Here is a 15,561-nt window from a genome sequence, read left to right as displayed (position 1 = left end):
CAGAGGTTCGTTATGGCTTTTTTAAGGTATTGATCTCCTTTCGCACAAAAGTCATCAACTCACCGATATGCGCCTTCGAAAAGTCGAAGGGCACGCGGGCGGCGGCATAGATGTCGCGAATAGGGGCCTGATAGCCGAGTTTCAGGGCGTCTTTGTAGCCTTGTAGCCCTGTTTCAGCGTTTTGGCGGTAATTGCGCCATACGCCAATAGCCCCCAACTGAGCAATACCGTATTCGATGTAGTAAAAAGGTACTTCGTAGAGGTGCAGTTGTTTTTGCCAGACATACTCTTTGTAATGGTCAAGCCCGCTCCAGTCGGTTAATGAGTCGGCAAAATGGTCGTAGGTACGTACCCAGGCCGCGCGGCGCTCAGCGTGTGTATGAATGGAACCCGACTCAGGCGGTGTGGCATAGAGCCAATGCTGAAACTGGTCGACGGTTGCTACCCAGGGGAGGGTCTCAATGATCGATTCCAGATGCGCCAGTTTAGCCCGACGTAATTCATCAGGGTTCTCGAAGAATACATCCCAATGGTCCATCGACATCAACTCCATCGACATCGATGCCAGTTCGGCTACTTCCATCGGCGGGTTCCGATACGCTTTCAGCGGCAACTCTCGGGTCAGGAACGAGTGAACGGCGTGGCCACCTTCGTGCACCATCGTGACCAGATCGCGCAGGCTTGACGTAGCATTCATGAAGATAAACGGTACGCCAATCTCTTCGAGTGGGTAGTTATAACCGCCAGGTGCTTTGCCTTTCCGTGAGTCGAGATCAAGATGGCCCATTTTGCGCATGATGCGCAGGTAAGAGCCCAGTTCGCCGGTTGCATCAAGCCGATCGAAGCAGCGGATTGTTTTATCGACCAGATCGGCGGCGGTAGCGAAAGGCACTAGCGGCGGGTGCCCGTCGGGGTCTACTTTCGTGTCCCAGGGGCGCAACGTTTGCACCGACGCGTCGATGCGCTGAAGCTTGGCGAGCCGCTCGGCGGCCTGTTCGTTCAGTATTGGTACTACGGCCTCGGCCACTGATTCATGAAACGTAACACAATCGGCGGGCGTGTAATCGAACCGGCCTAGGGCGGCAAACATGTAATCGCGAAAATTGGCAAAACCGGCGTTTCCGGCCACTTTCTGCCGTAGGCTAATCAGCTTATCGAATAACTCGTCCAGCTTTTCATGGTCTTTAAAACGGCGCTCCTGAATCAGGAACCACGCGTTTTCGCGTACTGTCCGGTCGGTCGACTGCAACAGATCAGAGGCTTTTTGCAGCGTAACTTCTTCCCGAATCCCTTCGTTTTCAACAACTACGGTCATTGCCCCTACCACAGCGCCGTACTGCCGTTCTTCGGTTTGCATTTCGGTTTGTAGGGGTACGTTCTCTTCCCGGAAAATAGCATTCGCCATTTGCATTCCCCGCAACATCACCAGCTCGGCGGTGTTGGTCAGTTCGGCCAACCAAGGGCTACCCAGCGCTTTTTGATCCAATTCATTACCCAGCGTACTCATGTGAGGCTGAATAGTCTCGATGAAAAAGTTGAGTTGTTCTACCAGTGCGGCATTGGCCGTATCGCAGGTCATGCGGATATAGCGCCAGGCAAAGTTTTCAGACAGGTATGATTCCAGCTCGCTCCGGTCGCTGAACCACTGCCGTAGCGAGTCCGCGTCTGAGATGGTGCGGCTCAGCAAGTCGTCGTAAAAGGGCTGCACGTCGGCCCAGGCGTGAAGTTGGTAGGCGTCGGGCAGAAAATGCCGGGGTGGCCGGGCGAGGGTTAATTCAGCTTGCATAGAGGGTCAAGATACAAAATCAGTGACTCTGTATACGACACCCAAACCCGGTTTTTTGTTGCACAATCGCCAAACAAGGCTACTGAACCAGCACTTTCACCCGTTGCCCGATACCGCCATCGCGTACATCGAACAGGTAAATACCCGGACTTAGCGGCGTATTGGGTTGCCAGACCGCATTGGATGCAGTCATCTCCAGCCATTTACCCTGAATTTGCTGTCCGGTCAGGGTTTGAATGGTAGCTGTAGGTGTCGTTAAATTGCTGAGTTGAACCTGAAGGTAACGACCATCGGTAGGGTTAGGATAGACCCGTACCGAAGGTTGATCAGCGTAGACGGTTACGGCGATGATCTTCGAGTAATTCACCGACCCATCCAGGTCTACCTGCTTCAGTCGGTAATAGTTGGTTCCCTCGGTGGGCTGGCTATCAGTCAGCGTGTAGGTACGTTGCCGATTGGTGGTTCCAGATGCCGGTAGCGTACCTACTTCGGCAAACTCGGCGGCATCCCGGCTACGCTGAACAACAAATTGACTGGCGGACTGCTCCCAGGCGGTTGCCCAGTTTAGTTGCACCGCATTGACCATTGCCCGGCCCTGAAAGCTAATCAACGAAACGGGTAAGGCAGGTGACTGTACAGTTCCTTTTAAGCCCACACTCCCGATACGGATTAAACGGGCCGGATCGGTAGCTCCCCAGAAATAGATGCGAACCGTATACGTGGCGGTGCTCGGACCATAACCCGTAACCGGAACGATAATGTTGGTGGGTGTTTCGGTAACGGTCCCGATACTCAGCGAGGTGTACGACGAAACAAACCCATCGGTACTGCTCCGTATTTCAAAACCAGATGGCCCCGATAATATCGTTGTTGTATTGTTATTTTCTACGTTGATATTGAACTCGGTGATGGTGGCGCTATACGATGCAGCTGGCGTTACACTTATTTCCAGATAACGATTCAGGTCAAGCCCTGTATTCGTCCACTGCGAACAGTTGAAGCGGCTGCTGCTAATTGCTGTAGTGGCACCTGCATTCGTGTATACTGCGTTGCTAGCTAGTATGTTGAGGGCAACAGGCGTTGGCCCAACACCCGTTGTGCCAAATGACCAGGTGGCAATATTTTGGCTGTGGGCGACGGTGTAGCTTGTACACAGTAGCAAAAAGAGGGGCGCCAGTTGGCTTAAAATTCGTTTAGAAATGGTAGCGGATTGTAACATGAGGCAGCTTGACAATGTAGGTGAGTGGTCAATCTTAGTCAATAACTGCCTCAAATAAAATACGAATTACGTAAGTATAAAACAAATGCATATACATGATAAATGGTTGATTTTCAGAGATTTGTTTCTAAAACTACATGCATTGGTCACTTACTATTTAAAACATACAAAAAGCCCGAACCAGAAATATCCGGCCCGGGCTTTTGTCGTACAGTTTATTGAAAAAGCGTTAATTCTTTATACGTTCATCAGCGATTCACGGCGGCGCATTTTACCGGCCGGAATGCCAAACATCATTTTGAAACGACGGCAGAAATAGGCCGTGTCTTTATAACCTACTTCGGCACCAATAGCCCGGATGCTTTTCTTGCTGGTTCGCAACAAGCCAACCGCCGCTTCCATGCGCTGATACTCAATGTAATCTTGTGGGTTAATGCCTGTCAGCATTTTGAAATACTGACCCACGTAATCTTCTGATACGTTGGCCACGTTGGCCAGCACTTTGTTCGAGAGGTCGCCGCCGATGTTGTCTTTTATGTAGGCAAAGATGTCGATCAGGCGGGGGTCTTTGAAGTAGGTGCTGTTGGTTACCAACTGCTCAACGAACAGCCGCTGTTTCAGGATGTAGCGGATCACCTCGATCACAATCTCTTCGGTCTTGATCTTGATCACCCGACCTTTCCCGGCAATATCGGTCATGTCTTCGATCAGAATTTGCCGAATAGCTTGTGCCAGCGTTTCATCGTGCTTGATGATGAACGGGGGCACGTCGAGCGAATTGAAGAAGTTCACCGAATCAAACACCTTCGCTTCAAACGACACGTACCCAAACGAGTTGGGCATATTGCCAATTCGGGTTGGGTCGCGGTTTGCTTCAAAGTAATGTTCGCGATGTGTCATGAACTCTTCGTTCGTGACAGGCTTGGGGTTCGATGGTTCGCCGTAGGTAACCGTTACGTGTTTGCCGCCCGGAATAAACAACATATCGCCGATCTCGACTTTCTGATGTTCATCACCGTACGCCACTTCACCGTTATATAGGATCAACAACGTATTCTCTACGTCGTAGAAGTTCTTGATCACGATTGGCTGAAGGATGCGGATATTCCGTGCCTTGATAAACTTCACCCCCAGCGATTCGATAATTTTATTGTAGTCTTCCATAGTCGGAACCGGATTGCATAAGTCGTGTTGCGCTGCAATATTGCACAAAACTAATAAATTGTACAAAACTAATACAACTGCAAAAGTTTCCGTAGCCTAAAAAAAAATGGCCCTATCTGCCAAGAATAGAGCCATTCATCTGAAAAAATATAGTTTTTTTAAGAATTCATCTACCGAACGAGTTCTCGGGCAATCACTAATTTTTGGATTTCAGAGGTACCTTCATATATCTGAGTGATTTTGGCGTCGCGCATCAACCGCTCTACATGGAACTCCTTCACGAAGCCATACCCACCGTGAATCTGCACGGCTTCGGTAGTGGCCCACATGGCAATATCCGACGCAAATAGCTTGGCCATAGCCGCCGCCTGTACGTAATCCTTGTGTTCATCTTTTAACCGGGCAGCCTTGTAAACCAGTAGCCGGGCAGCTTCAATGCGGGTTGCCATTTCAGCCAGTTTAAACTGAATGGCCTGATGCTCGAAGATGGCTTTACCAAATGCCTTACGCTCCTGACTGTATTTAAGGGCCAGTTCATACGCACCCGCTGCAATGCCAAGTGCTTGAGCAGCAATGCCAATCCGGCCTCCGTTCAGGGTTGACATGGCAAATTTGAAGCCGAACCCGTCATCTCCGATGCGGTTTTCCTTAGGCACCTTCACGTCGGTGAAAAGCAGCGAATGGGTATCCGACGCCCGAATGCCAAGCTTGTCTTCTTTCTTGCCGACCACAAAACCCGGCGTTCCCTTCTCAACGATCAGGCAGTTGATGCCCCGGTGCCCTTTCTCGCGATGTGTCTGCGCAATGACCAAAGCCACGCTCGATGTACCGCCGTTGGTGATCCAGTTTTTTGTACCGTTTACCACGTAATGATCGCCGTGATCGTCGGCGGTGGTGCTCTGCGAGGTCGCATCCGAACCTGCTTCGGGCTCCGATAAGCAGAACGCGCCGATTTGTTGGCCGCTCGCCAGCGGAATCAAATATTTTTGTTTCTGCTCTTCCGTGCCGAACGCTTCCAGCCCGTAACAGACCAGCGAATTATTGACCGACATGATCACCGACGCCGATGCATCAACCTTGGAAATCTCCTCAATAGCCAGCGCGTAGGAGACAGTATCCATGCCACCGCCGCCATATTCGGGGGAAACCATCATGCCCATGAAACCAAGTTCACCCATCTTACGGACCTGCTCGGCAGGAAATTGCTGGGCATTGTCGCGTTCGACTATTCCCGGCAGCAGTTCGGTTTGCGCAAAGTCGCGGGCGGCTTCCTGAACAGCCTGTTGCTCTTCAGATAAATTAAAATTAAGACCCTGAAGGTCGTGAGGTGCCGTTGTCATACATTATTGCTGATTGATGAAGTAAAAATACAAGAAAATTAGTATGCATGCATAACAATAGTTACGACGTGCGATTTACGATGTACGATTTTTGCTGCCGCATGAGTAAACCGAAATAGGATACGTATGTGACAGCAAAAATCGTACATCGTACGTCGTAACTCAACTGGCTTGCCCACCATTCACGCCCAGTACTTGCCCGTTCACGAACGAGGCTTCATCGGAGGCCAGGAATAGATAGGCATTGGCAATGTCTTCTGGCTCGCCCATACGGCGGGCGGGAATTAGTTTAATGGTTGCCTGTCGGGCTTCTTCGGGCATAGCGTCAGTCATATCGGTGCGGATGAAGCCGGGTGCAACGGCGTTGGCCGTAATGCCTTTTGACCCCAGTTCTTTAGCCCAGGTGCGGCACATGGCCACCACACCCGCTTTGGTAGCCGCGTAGTTGGTTTGGCCAAAATTACCGTGCACACCCACCACCGATGAGGTGCAGATGATACGCCCATACCCCCGCTCCACCATGTGCGGCACCACAGCTTTGGTACAGTTGAACACGCCCGTAAGGTTCACATCGATCACCTGTCGCCATTCCTCATGACTCATTTTCAATAAAGTGCGATCACGGGTAATGCCAGCATTGTTGACCAGAATATCGATTTGTCCGTACTGATCGAGCACCGCCCGAACGGCTTCTTCTACGCCAGGTACGTCGGTTACACTCACCCGCATGAAAGTAATGGCTCTTCCCTGATCGCGAAGTGTCTGTGCAGTGGTTTCGCCCTCATCGAGCATATCCCAGATAATGACGGTAGCACCCTCGCGGGTGAACACCTCGGCGGCAGAACGACCAATGCCGCGTGCCCCGCCGGTAATGATGGCAACTTTGTTTTGTAGACGCATAAGGGTGACCTCACCCCCAACCCCTCTCCCAAAGGGGAGGGGTTGGGGGTGAGGTAGTTTATTCAAACAACAGCATAATCAACTCAGCAATACAGGCGGGCTTGGTTTGGCCTTCTACTTCGAAAACGCATTCGATGATGGCCCGAACGCCAGTTGACCCCTCGTTGGCGTTTGTGGGTTCTACGTGATGCAACCAGGCCTTCATACGTACCTGGCTTCCGCTGGGTACAGCGTTAGTAAACCGAATTTTGTTGGCTCCGTAGTTTACGCCCATTTTCACCGATTCTACCTTGTAAATTTCGGCCAGCAGGCGCGGCGCAAGTGATAGGGTCAGAAAGCCGTGGGCAATGGTAGTTTTATATGGCGATTCGCGAACGGCGCGTTCAGGTTCCAGGTGAATCCACTGATGATCGCCCGTAGCATCGGCAAATTTCTGAATTTGCTCCTGCGAGATGGTAGTCCAGTCGGTTGTGCCGAGTTCCTGACCGGCATGGGCGGCAAAGGCCTCCAGGTTTGGGAATGTTTGCATAAGATTTAAACGTTGGTTTTTAGCATCCAACATTCACACTGTGTTGACATTTATCAAATATGGTTCAGGGCCAATTGTCTGGCTGGCCTTTCACGGAATTGGTCAGGATAGCTCTTGTTTTGACCCATTCGCTCAGAAACTGGCTCAGACGCATACCATTTATAGCATTGACCTACCTTTTCACGGGAAAAGTCGACACACCAACTGGCCCGCGATAATAACCATCCCGTATTGGCAAAGTTTACTAACCGATTTTACAGCGCAACACCAGATTGACCGGTTCTCAGTAATTGGCTTCAGCATCGGCGGGCGATTTGCTCTGGTTACGACCGAGGCCTTTGCGACCCGCGTCGACGAAGTACTTCTACTCGCTCCCGATGGTGTAACCGACGATCCCTGGTTTAGGCTGGGTACGTCGACATCTGTTGGCCGGGCTTTACTCCGCTTTTTCTTACGGAATACCGGGTTTATTCTGGCCCTGGGGCGCGGGTTTGTTCGTTTGGGCTTACTTAATGATGCTCTGCTTCGCTTTGTGGAAGCTACGATGCAGACCCCTGATCAGCGTGAACAGATTTACCGATCCTGGACGGGCTTCCGAAAACTTGGCGTGAGCATACCCCATTTTGCTACGGTTATAGCCGAACACGGTATTCGGGTGCGGTTATTTCTGGGTCTGTACGATGCGGTGCTCCCGCGTCAGCAAACACGACCGCTGGAAACAGCCTTACCAACTTGCGACGTAATTGTCTTGCCAACAGGCCATACATCGCTGGTTAGGCGGGTAAGTACGCAACTACAAATCGACTAGAATGTTACCCCCATTTGGTCCATTCGATCAGTATATACTAAAGAAATACATGAGTTATCCACACTTTGGCCTGTTTTCGATGTGGATAACCTAATTAATTGTGGATTACTTTCTTTGTGCCCCTCATACTGAAGTATTACTTTAGGTTCAACTTTTCCAGTGAATCACCATCATGTCGAACGAAATTGCTTTCTCGCTGGCCAATGCGCTGGTGTTTCCACAGTGGTTGCTGATGATCGTAGCTCCCCGCTGGCGCGTCACCCAATGGCTGACGCGTACGTTACTGGTTCCGGCCCTACTGGCTGTCATGTATGCTTATTACCTGTTCAGCAGTACCGGCGGTTCGTTCGACTTTATGTCATTCGCCAGCCTGAAAGGAGTAATGACGTTGTTCCAGCAAGGTGGTGAGCGGGTCATGCTGGCTGGCTGGATTCACTACCTCGCTTTCGATCTGGTGGCGGGCTGCTGGATTCTGCGCGATGCTCAACAGTACAATGTTGCTCACGGCTGGCTGATTCCCTGTCTGCTCTGTTGCTTTATGCTCGGTCCGCTCGGTATGTTGCTCTACGTAGTAGTACGGGGAGGCCGGGGGCTGAGGGAGTAGGGCTTGTAGTCATGTAATTCGCGCAGCAGCTCCCCAAAACGCATGCTACGCCCCGCAGGGGCTAAACGTCAGAAATGCCACCACCCGGCAGCTACCGATGCCTCGGCCCCCTGGGCCTGGGTACGTGAAAAAGTTCGAAGTTAAGGGGCTAAAAAAGGCCAATACTGAGTAGGCCTAGCGGGCCGTAGCGTCGGTAGCCTCCGGAGGGCGTCTTTCTTAAGCTCAGGCCCAGAGGGGCGCAGCATGGGTTTAGGCAGATAAACAGTCCGTTTAAGTTGTAAAAACTAATCTGGCGAGCGACACCGAACGCGGAGCATTTACCCTAAGCCCCTTGCCCCACGCCCACCAGCAAGGCTAGAATAGGCTTTGCCACCAGGTCTGTGTGAAAGGCCAGGTTGAAATGGTCGCCGGGTGTTTCGGTACACGGTTCGTCGGGGTAACGGATAATGGGGTCGGGGCGGGCGTGTATGCGGAGATCGGGTTCGGCAGGCGCTACAGGATACGGAGCCAGCAACACACGCAATTGCTGATAAATGTACCGGCGCGACTGGCTCATCAGTCGTTCGACTAACTCTTCGTGCAAGGCCCGTGAGTCATCGAATCGGTAAATCCGCAACGCATACCGGGCAAGCCACGGACTTTGCACCACTCCCAGCTTCACCAGCCACTTCACCACAGTCATGTTACGCGTGTAGGTGATTATCTTTTTCTGGTCGGTAAACCCGGCAATCAGCACCGCCCGGCAGCCCGTTTGCGCTTTCAGATTAGCCGCAATCCAGCCACCCATCGAGTGGCCGATCACCACATCAGAAGGGCTAATCTGGTACGTATTGACCAGGTACGTTGCCAGGGTCGAGACGTTTACGGTACTGTCTTTAGGGTTCCAGCGCGCAAAATCGGTCTCTAAATCCAGTTTTACGATCGATTCGGTTGGCAATAATGGAATCAGCTTATCGAAAATGCTGGCATCTTCAACGTACCCATGAATGTAAATCAGGCGGGGCATAGGAAGGGGAGTAGGCGGTTGGGTAAATGGGTTAGTGGGTAGATAAGAAACGAAAAATAGTCAAGCCAGTATGAACTCGCCAGTTACGTACCTATCTGTTACCACACCGTTACGAAAACATCTCTACAGCCGCGATAGCTAACAGATTCATAATCGCTGCTCAATATACACGTCACAGGAACGGGTGACTTTTGTAGTAAGATAACGGACTATGAATCGCCGGAACCTATTAAAAAGTGCAAGTGCGAGTTTAGTTGCCTTGGCTACCCCTTCGCTTACTGCCCACGCTACCTCACGCTACGCCGAGCAACCCGCATCGGCAAGGAATTTCCCACCGCTACAAACAGCCTCAGCCCCCAATCGCTCGTTGCGGATTGCCCACCTGACCGACGTTCATATGCAGTCGGTAGTGGGTGCTGCCAAAGGGTTTGCCCGCTGTCTGCACCACGCCCAAAACTTGGCTTCACCTCCCGATTTGCTCATCAACGGCGGCGACGCCATCATGGAAGCACATGGCCGAAGCCGAAACAGCGTTGAACGACAGTGGAGTTTGTTCCGCGAGGTACTGCAACAGGATAACAGTCTGCCTGTGCTGAGCTGTGTAGGTAATCACGACATCTGGTGCCACGAAGAGTCGGCTCTTGGGTTAGCGGATGGGCGTAAATGGGCGATGGATGAACTCACCATTTCGCGACCATACTACAGCGTCGACCGAAATGGCTGGCACCTGATTATGCTCGACAGCGTACAGGCCAATGCCAACGGAAGCTGGTACACAGCCCACCTTGATGAAGCACAATACGAATGGTTAACCGCCGATCTGAAAGCAACCCCCGCCAACGTACCTGTGCTGGTGATCACCCACATTCCTATTCTGGCCGCCTGTGTTTTTTTCGACGGAAAACGCTACGAGGGGCAAACCTGGAACGTACCCGGACGCTGGATGCACAGCGACACACGCCGCCTGGTTGACCTCTTCGATAAACATCGTAACGTGAAAGCCTGTCTGAGTGGACATATTCACCTGACGGACCGCGTTGATTATAATGGGGTTAGCTACTATTGCAATGGAGCCGTAAGTGGTGCCTGGTGGTTTGGTACCTACCAGCATACAGAACCTGGTTACGCACTTGTAGATCTATATGACGACGGTACTGTGCATAATCAGTACGTAACCTATCGGTAGGAGATTCCGGGTTTGCCTACCTTCGTAGCGCTAATCCTACTACCTACCTCTTCATGAAAGCTATTCTAGTTGGGCTGCTTGCGCTGGCGTTGCCCACTTTTGCCCAGCTTCCGCTTCCCGCCCTTATTCCACAACCCCAGTTTATGCAGGCGGGCGCTGGTCGGTTTACCATTACCGCCAACACGCAACTGGCTGTGCTCACACCCGTAGCCGAGGTTCGGCAGATGGTGCAAACCAACCTGCCCGGTCTACGCATCAACGACCTGGCCCGGCCCACCAATAACATCACCGTCAGGCTGGCTCCGGTGACCAATATCGGTCGCGAAGGCTACGAACTGGTGGTATCGCCAACGGGCATTCGGCTCACGGCTCCCGAAGTGGCGGGCATTTTTTACGGCCTGCAAACGCTGCGGCAACTGCTTCCGCCCGACCGTGAACGACCAGGGTTTCGGTTTACAGGTACGTCGTGGGCAACGGCAAAAAACAGCACACTACCCGCCGTTACCATTCGCGACCAACCCCGGTTTGGTTGGCGGGGCATGATGCTCGATGTGAGTCGCTCTTTCTTCACGAAAGAATACGTGAAGCGCTTCATCGATCAGATGGCGCGGTATAAATTCAATGTCTTTCACTGGCACCTGACCGACGATCAGGGCTGGCGAATTGAGATAAAATCGTTGCCCCGCCTCACGGAAGTAGGAGCCTGGCGCGCCCCGCGAACCGGCCGCTGGAACAGCCGTGAGAACCCCATTCCGGGCGAGCCACAAAGCTACGGTGGCTTCTACACCCAGGACGATATTCGCGAGGTGGTGCAGTACGCCGCCCAACGGCAGATAATGGTGGTGCCCGAAATCGATATGCCGGGGCATATGCTGGCGGCCATCGCGGCGTACCCGAACTTGGCCTGTAGTGGTGAAGTGCTACCGATCTATCCCAACGGTAAGTTCTACAAGGTAAAAGACAACAACCTGAACCCCTGCAGCGACAGTACGTACCTGTTTGTCGATAAGGTACTGACCGAAATCGCGCAACTTTTTCCCGGTCCGTACATTCATATTGGAGGCGACGAAGCGTACAAAGGATTCTGGGAACAATGCGCCGCCTGTAAGCCGGTTATGGCTGCCAACAATCTAAAAAATGTGGAGGAGCTTCAGAGCTATTTTATCCGGCGCGTGGAGAAGATCGTGCAGAGTAAAGGCAAACGCATAATTGGCTGGGATGAAATTCTGGAGGGGGGGCTGGCTCCTGGGGCAACAGTAATGAGCTGGCGGGGTATGAAAGGTGGTATTGCCGCCGCCAAACAGGGGCGACCCGTCATCATGACACCCATTCAGCACTGTTACCTCGATCTGTACCAGGGCGACCCATCGGCCGAGCCTAGCACCTACAATTTGGCTCTGCTCAGTACGTCGTATGCTTTTGAACCTGTTCCTGACAGCGTACGGGCTGAGTTGATTCTGGGCGGACAGGCTAACCTCTGGACGGAGTCGGTGCCTACCACGCGCCACGCCGAGTACATGATCTGGCCACGCGCTTTTGCCATTGCCGAAGTGCTTTGGTCGCCCAGAGCCACGCGCAACTGGCCCGATTTCGTTCGGCGGATCGAAAGCCATTTTACCCGGTTCGATGTGGCGGGAATCAACTACAGCCGCAGTTACCTGAACCCATTCGTGACGGTACAACGACAGACAGCGGGTGTGCTCGAAATTCTGCTGAGTCACGAACTGGCTGGAACCGAGCTCTTCTACACCACCGATAATACCATTCCCGATACGCAGTCGCCGCGCTATACACAGCCGTTTGTTTTCCCGAAAGGGGCCGACCGGTTGCGTGTGGCGGCTTATCGGGAGGGTAACCCCGTTGGTCGTGTGCTGGATATTCCGATTGCCGACCTGGCAGCGCGGGCGCGGTGAAGTGTAGCTTTGTGCTCAGTTTAAATTACAGTAGCAAAGCAACCCTTTTCCCTACTAACAACGTACCTGCGTCAGATGAACGCGGGGCAATTCATTAGCCAATCAATTTTCTTATGTCCGTTTCAATAGCGCCTCTTTCCGAAAGTCTGCCACAGTTCATTGCTCAGCAAAACCCGTCGTCGCTGGCGGTGCTGGTCGATAACCATACAGCTAAGCATTGCTATCCGCTGGTGAAGTCTCTGTTGCCTAAACACACTCTGATCCGGATTCCGGCGGGCGAAGGACACAAGCACCTGGCTACCTGCGAAACCGTCTGGAGCGCCCTGACCAAAGCCAGTTTCGACCGGCACGGGCTGTTGCTGAACCTTGGCGGCGGTGTTATTGGCGATATGGGCGGTTTTTGCGCCGCAACCTATAAACGTGGTATTGCCTTTGCTCAACTGCCCACTACCTTGCTTTCGCAGGTCGACGCCAGCGTTGGCGGTAAGTTGGGCATCGACTTTCAGGGATTGAAAAACCATATCGGTGTATTTCAACTGCCCAACACGGTGCTCATCGACACGGCTTTTCTGGGTACGTTGCCCGAGCGGGAACTGCGGTCGGGCTTTGCCGAAGTGATTAAACATTGCCTGATTGCCGACGCCGACGAGTGGGCACGGATACGGCGCTACGACCTGGAAGATCTCGACTGGAACCGGACGGTGGCGCATTCGGTAGCCATCAAAGAACGGGTTGTTGCCGAAGACCCAACCGAGAAAGGAGTGCGGAAAATTCTGAACTTCGGCCATACCCTGGGGCATGCCGTTGAAACGCACTTTCTGAACCGCCCCAAAGGCCGATTATTGCACGGCGAAGCCATTGCGGCTGGTATGGTGATGGAAGCATACCTGAGTGTACAGCTCGGCCTGATTGACGAGACGTTGCTGGAGGAAATCGAAGAATATCTTTTTGCCGTATATGGTCGTGCCGGTCTGAAAAATGAGGATATGGAGCCTATTCTAGCGCACACTTTACAAGACAAAAAAAACAGGGCTGGCCAGGTGCGTATGTCACTTATAAGTGGGCGTGGTAGCTGTGCTTACGATATACCGGTTGGTAAATCAGTAATGCGCCAAGCCCTTGATTACTATCGGGGTTAATTAATTATCAATTCACACCGTTATTGCTTGGAACGCCAAACAATAGTTGGTAGATTGCTGTTGAAAGCATACATCATTTCTCTTCACTTGAACTTTACAATTATCTGAACTAACAACATTTACACGTATAATCTCATGAGCAGATTTTTTGGCTTATCCGTTGTACTGGCTCTGGCCGGTTTTAGCATGGTTTGCTGTTCGCCGGGAGGCAATAAGCTATTTGTTGAACATGATTATAGCTATGAAGGCCACTTCAAAGACTACAAATCATTCAACTTTCTGGAATGCGAATTCATCGACTCAACCCTGCTCTGCTCCGATATTCAGGATGCCATTCGACACCAAATGGAAGCGCGGGGTTATAAGGTGAGCAATCGTACTCCGAATCTGCTCGTTTCGTACAATATCTTCCGCAGTGACCTCCGTTTCCGGGGTTACCAACAGCCTGTAATCAGAGACTGGGTGGTACGCGAAGATGACGACGCTACCTACAAACGCGTCGACTATAACCTTGATGAGGGCACGCTGATGATTTCGCTCATCGACGCCGAGACCTATCAGGTTATATGGAAAGGCTACGCCTCTAAAATGATGCGCAACGCCAATTTCAAGAACAACTACTTCAAAGGTATTGTCCGCTCCATCTTCGACCAGTATCCGCTAATGGCTACCAATACGGAGAATACGGGCTACGGGCGGTAAGTAAAAGAGTTCAAAGTCCAAAAGTTCAAGGTCCAACGTTGCTCTGCTTATTCACAAGTTGTGGAACAGCAGAGCAACGTTGGACCTTGAACTTTTGGACTTTGAACCCTTCCTTTAATACCCCGCGATTTGCTGGTGTACGTAGCACCAGACCCATTGCTCGCCGGGTTCGGCTGAGGATACTACAGGGTGTTGGGTCGTCAGGAAATGCGCTGTGGCGTGTTTGTTGGGTGATGAATCGCAACAGTACGTTTGCCCGCAGGTTTGGCAGGTACGTAGGTGAACCCACGAATCGCCGGTCTTTATGCATTCTTCGCACACATTCGCTTGAGCTATTTTTATATCAGTCAATGCGCTTAATTCGTCACACGGTTTTGGACGTATCATATCTGCTTGCGCCGCTGATTGGCTCATAACGTAACGCCGACGCATAAGCAAAATACGAAGAAGTTGCTTATGCGTCGGCGTCGATAAAAAACTGTTGCCCTGCTGATTCACAGATCGTGAAACAGCAGAGCAACGTTAGACCCTTGGACATTAAACTTTGAACTCATTTTTACTGCTGTCCTGGCTTATTCCGCTTGGCGTTGTCGCTGGCTGAACCTTCTTTTTGGCCTTCTTTGGTCAACCGAACATTGGTTGCCCCTGGTGATGTCTCACCGTTACTCCCCGTCTTTTTAGCAGTATTAGCCTGACCTGCGGCTGTAGGTTGGTTTTGTGCTGCCTGGGCGTCCATGGCCGCAGCCCGACTCTTTGGTTTTACCGAACGAACGGTTTTCGTTCCGGTGCCGGGTGCGCCACCTGCCGAGGGTACACTGGCGGTCCCTTCAGATGTGCTTCCCTGCGTACGCATGGGCCTTGTTCCGCTTGGGGCCGTGTTACCATTACGGGTGCCTGTTCCTTTCGGCTTAGCTGTGGCGGGTGCCTTTGTCTCAACCGATGGTGATTGAGCTGCACTCACTGCACCTGCTGGTGAAGCTGGCTTGTCGCCACCCGGTGCCGGAGCATTGGTTGGTGAGGTGGGCGATAGGTTTGAGTTGCCCGATCGCGACACGCCATCCTTCATTTTCGTGCTCCCCCGCGTACCCACATCTTTGCCCCCTTTACGATCGAGGCCCGTTTTTGATGAGGTATTGCGCTGCGTAGAGGGTGTCGACGTGCCCTGGGTTTGCTGGGCGTACCCAGCTGTGGTGAGGCAAAGGGCTAGCGCTAGGCTGGCCATCCATATCTTTTTCATGCTGTTGAGTCTTTTAAAGCGATATGCT

Annotated in this window: 15 protein-coding genes; 6 read left to right on the top strand and 9 right to left on the bottom strand. The window is 52.1% G+C overall.

What is annotated here, in order from left to right; translation table 11 throughout:
* Positions 1-10 precede the first annotated feature (10 nt).
* The 6 genes from ACAW87_RS21355 to ACAW87_RS21330 form a co-directional block, all read right to left on the bottom strand.
* Positions 11-1,786, bottom strand: a complete 1,776-nt coding sequence (locus ACAW87_RS21355) for a M3 family oligoendopeptidase (protein ID WP_370725680.1) — start codon at positions 1,784-1,786, stop codon at positions 11-13.
* Between the two features lie 79 nt (positions 1,787-1,865).
* On the bottom strand, positions 1,866-3,005 hold the full coding sequence (locus ACAW87_RS21350; RefSeq protein WP_370725679.1) for a T9SS type A sorting domain-containing protein: 1,140 nt from the start codon (positions 3,003-3,005) through the stop codon (positions 1,866-1,868).
* Between the two features lie 237 nt (positions 3,006-3,242).
* A complete protein-coding gene (locus ACAW87_RS21345) occupies positions 3,243-4,169 on the bottom strand; it encodes an AraC family transcriptional regulator (protein ID WP_370725678.1) in 927 nt (308 codons plus the stop codon).
* Positions 4,170-4,339: 170 nt separating this feature from the next.
* On the bottom strand, positions 4,340-5,509 hold the full coding sequence (locus tag ACAW87_RS21340; protein ID WP_370725677.1) for an acyl-CoA dehydrogenase: 1,170 nt from the start codon (positions 5,507-5,509) through the stop codon (positions 4,340-4,342).
* 162 nt (positions 5,510-5,671) lie between these two features.
* The gene (gene fabG / locus ACAW87_RS21335; RefSeq protein WP_370725676.1) at positions 5,672-6,409 is read right to left on the bottom strand and encodes a 3-oxoacyl-[acyl-carrier-protein] reductase; all 738 of its coding nucleotides are present in this window, start codon (positions 6,407-6,409) and stop codon (positions 5,672-5,674) included.
* 58 nt (positions 6,410-6,467) lie between these two features.
* Positions 6,468-6,938, bottom strand: a complete 471-nt coding sequence (locus tag ACAW87_RS21330; RefSeq protein WP_370725675.1) for a MaoC family dehydratase — start codon at positions 6,936-6,938, stop codon at positions 6,468-6,470.
* 40 nt (positions 6,939-6,978) lie between these two features.
* Here ACAW87_RS21330 and ACAW87_RS21325 point away from each other — a divergent pair, with 40 nt between their 5' ends.
* Complete coding sequence (locus ACAW87_RS21325; RefSeq protein ID WP_370725674.1) at positions 6,979-7,746, top strand: alpha/beta fold hydrolase; 768 nt, start codon at positions 6,979-6,981, stop codon at positions 7,744-7,746.
* Between the two features lie 172 nt (positions 7,747-7,918).
* Positions 7,919-8,350 carry an ABA4-like family protein gene (locus ACAW87_RS21320; RefSeq protein WP_370725673.1) on the top strand — a complete coding sequence of 144 codons (432 nt, stop codon included), beginning with the start codon at positions 7,919-7,921 and terminating at the stop codon, positions 8,348-8,350.
* Between the two features lie 322 nt (positions 8,351-8,672).
* Here ACAW87_RS21320 and ACAW87_RS21315 read toward each other — a convergent pair whose 3' ends face one another.
* A complete protein-coding gene (locus ACAW87_RS21315; RefSeq protein ID WP_370725672.1) occupies positions 8,673-9,356 on the bottom strand; it encodes an alpha/beta fold hydrolase in 684 nt (227 codons plus the stop codon).
* A 211-nt stretch (positions 9,357-9,567) separates the two neighbouring features.
* On the opposite strand from ACAW87_RS21315, the gene ACAW87_RS21310 reads away from it, so the two are divergent.
* The 4 genes from ACAW87_RS21310 to ACAW87_RS21295 all read left to right on the top strand — a co-directional run bounded on the left by ACAW87_RS21310 (position 9,568) and on the right by ACAW87_RS21295 (position 14,296).
* Entirely contained in the window at positions 9,568-10,542 is a 975-nt protein-coding gene (locus ACAW87_RS21310; protein WP_370725671.1) for a metallophosphoesterase family protein, read from the top strand.
* Between the two features lie 53 nt (positions 10,543-10,595).
* Positions 10,596-12,455, top strand: coding sequence for a beta-N-acetylhexosaminidase (locus ACAW87_RS21305; RefSeq protein ID WP_370725670.1), 1,860 nt, complete (start codon positions 10,596-10,598; stop codon positions 12,453-12,455).
* A gap of 113 nt (positions 12,456-12,568) precedes the next feature.
* The gene (aroB, locus tag ACAW87_RS21300) at positions 12,569-13,594 is read left to right on the top strand and encodes a 3-dehydroquinate synthase (protein ID WP_370725669.1); all 1,026 of its coding nucleotides are present in this window, start codon (positions 12,569-12,571) and stop codon (positions 13,592-13,594) included.
* A 135-nt stretch (positions 13,595-13,729) separates the two neighbouring features.
* Positions 13,730-14,296, top strand: a complete 567-nt coding sequence (locus ACAW87_RS21295; protein WP_370725668.1) for a DUF4136 domain-containing protein — start codon at positions 13,730-13,732, stop codon at positions 14,294-14,296.
* Between the two features lie 114 nt (positions 14,297-14,410).
* On the opposite strand, the gene ACAW87_RS21290 is transcribed toward ACAW87_RS21295, so the two are convergent.
* Both ACAW87_RS21290 and ACAW87_RS21285 read right to left on the bottom strand, forming a co-directional pair.
* Entirely contained in the window at positions 14,411-14,683 is a 273-nt protein-coding gene (locus ACAW87_RS21290; protein WP_370725667.1) for a UBP-type zinc finger domain-containing protein, read from the bottom strand.
* Positions 14,684-14,852: 169 nt separating this feature from the next.
* A complete protein-coding gene (locus ACAW87_RS21285) occupies positions 14,853-15,533 on the bottom strand; it encodes a hypothetical protein (protein WP_370725666.1) in 681 nt (226 codons plus the stop codon).
* Positions 15,534-15,561: the final 28 nt, after the last annotated feature.

The sequence above is a fragment of the Fibrella aquatica genome (genome assembly GCF_041321135.1).
GTDB classification, from domain to species: Bacteria; Bacteroidota; Bacteroidia; order Cytophagales; family Spirosomataceae; genus Fibrella; species Fibrella aquatica.
Note: the sequence above shows the minus strand (reverse complement) of the source record. Positions and strands in the feature narration are given on the sequence as shown.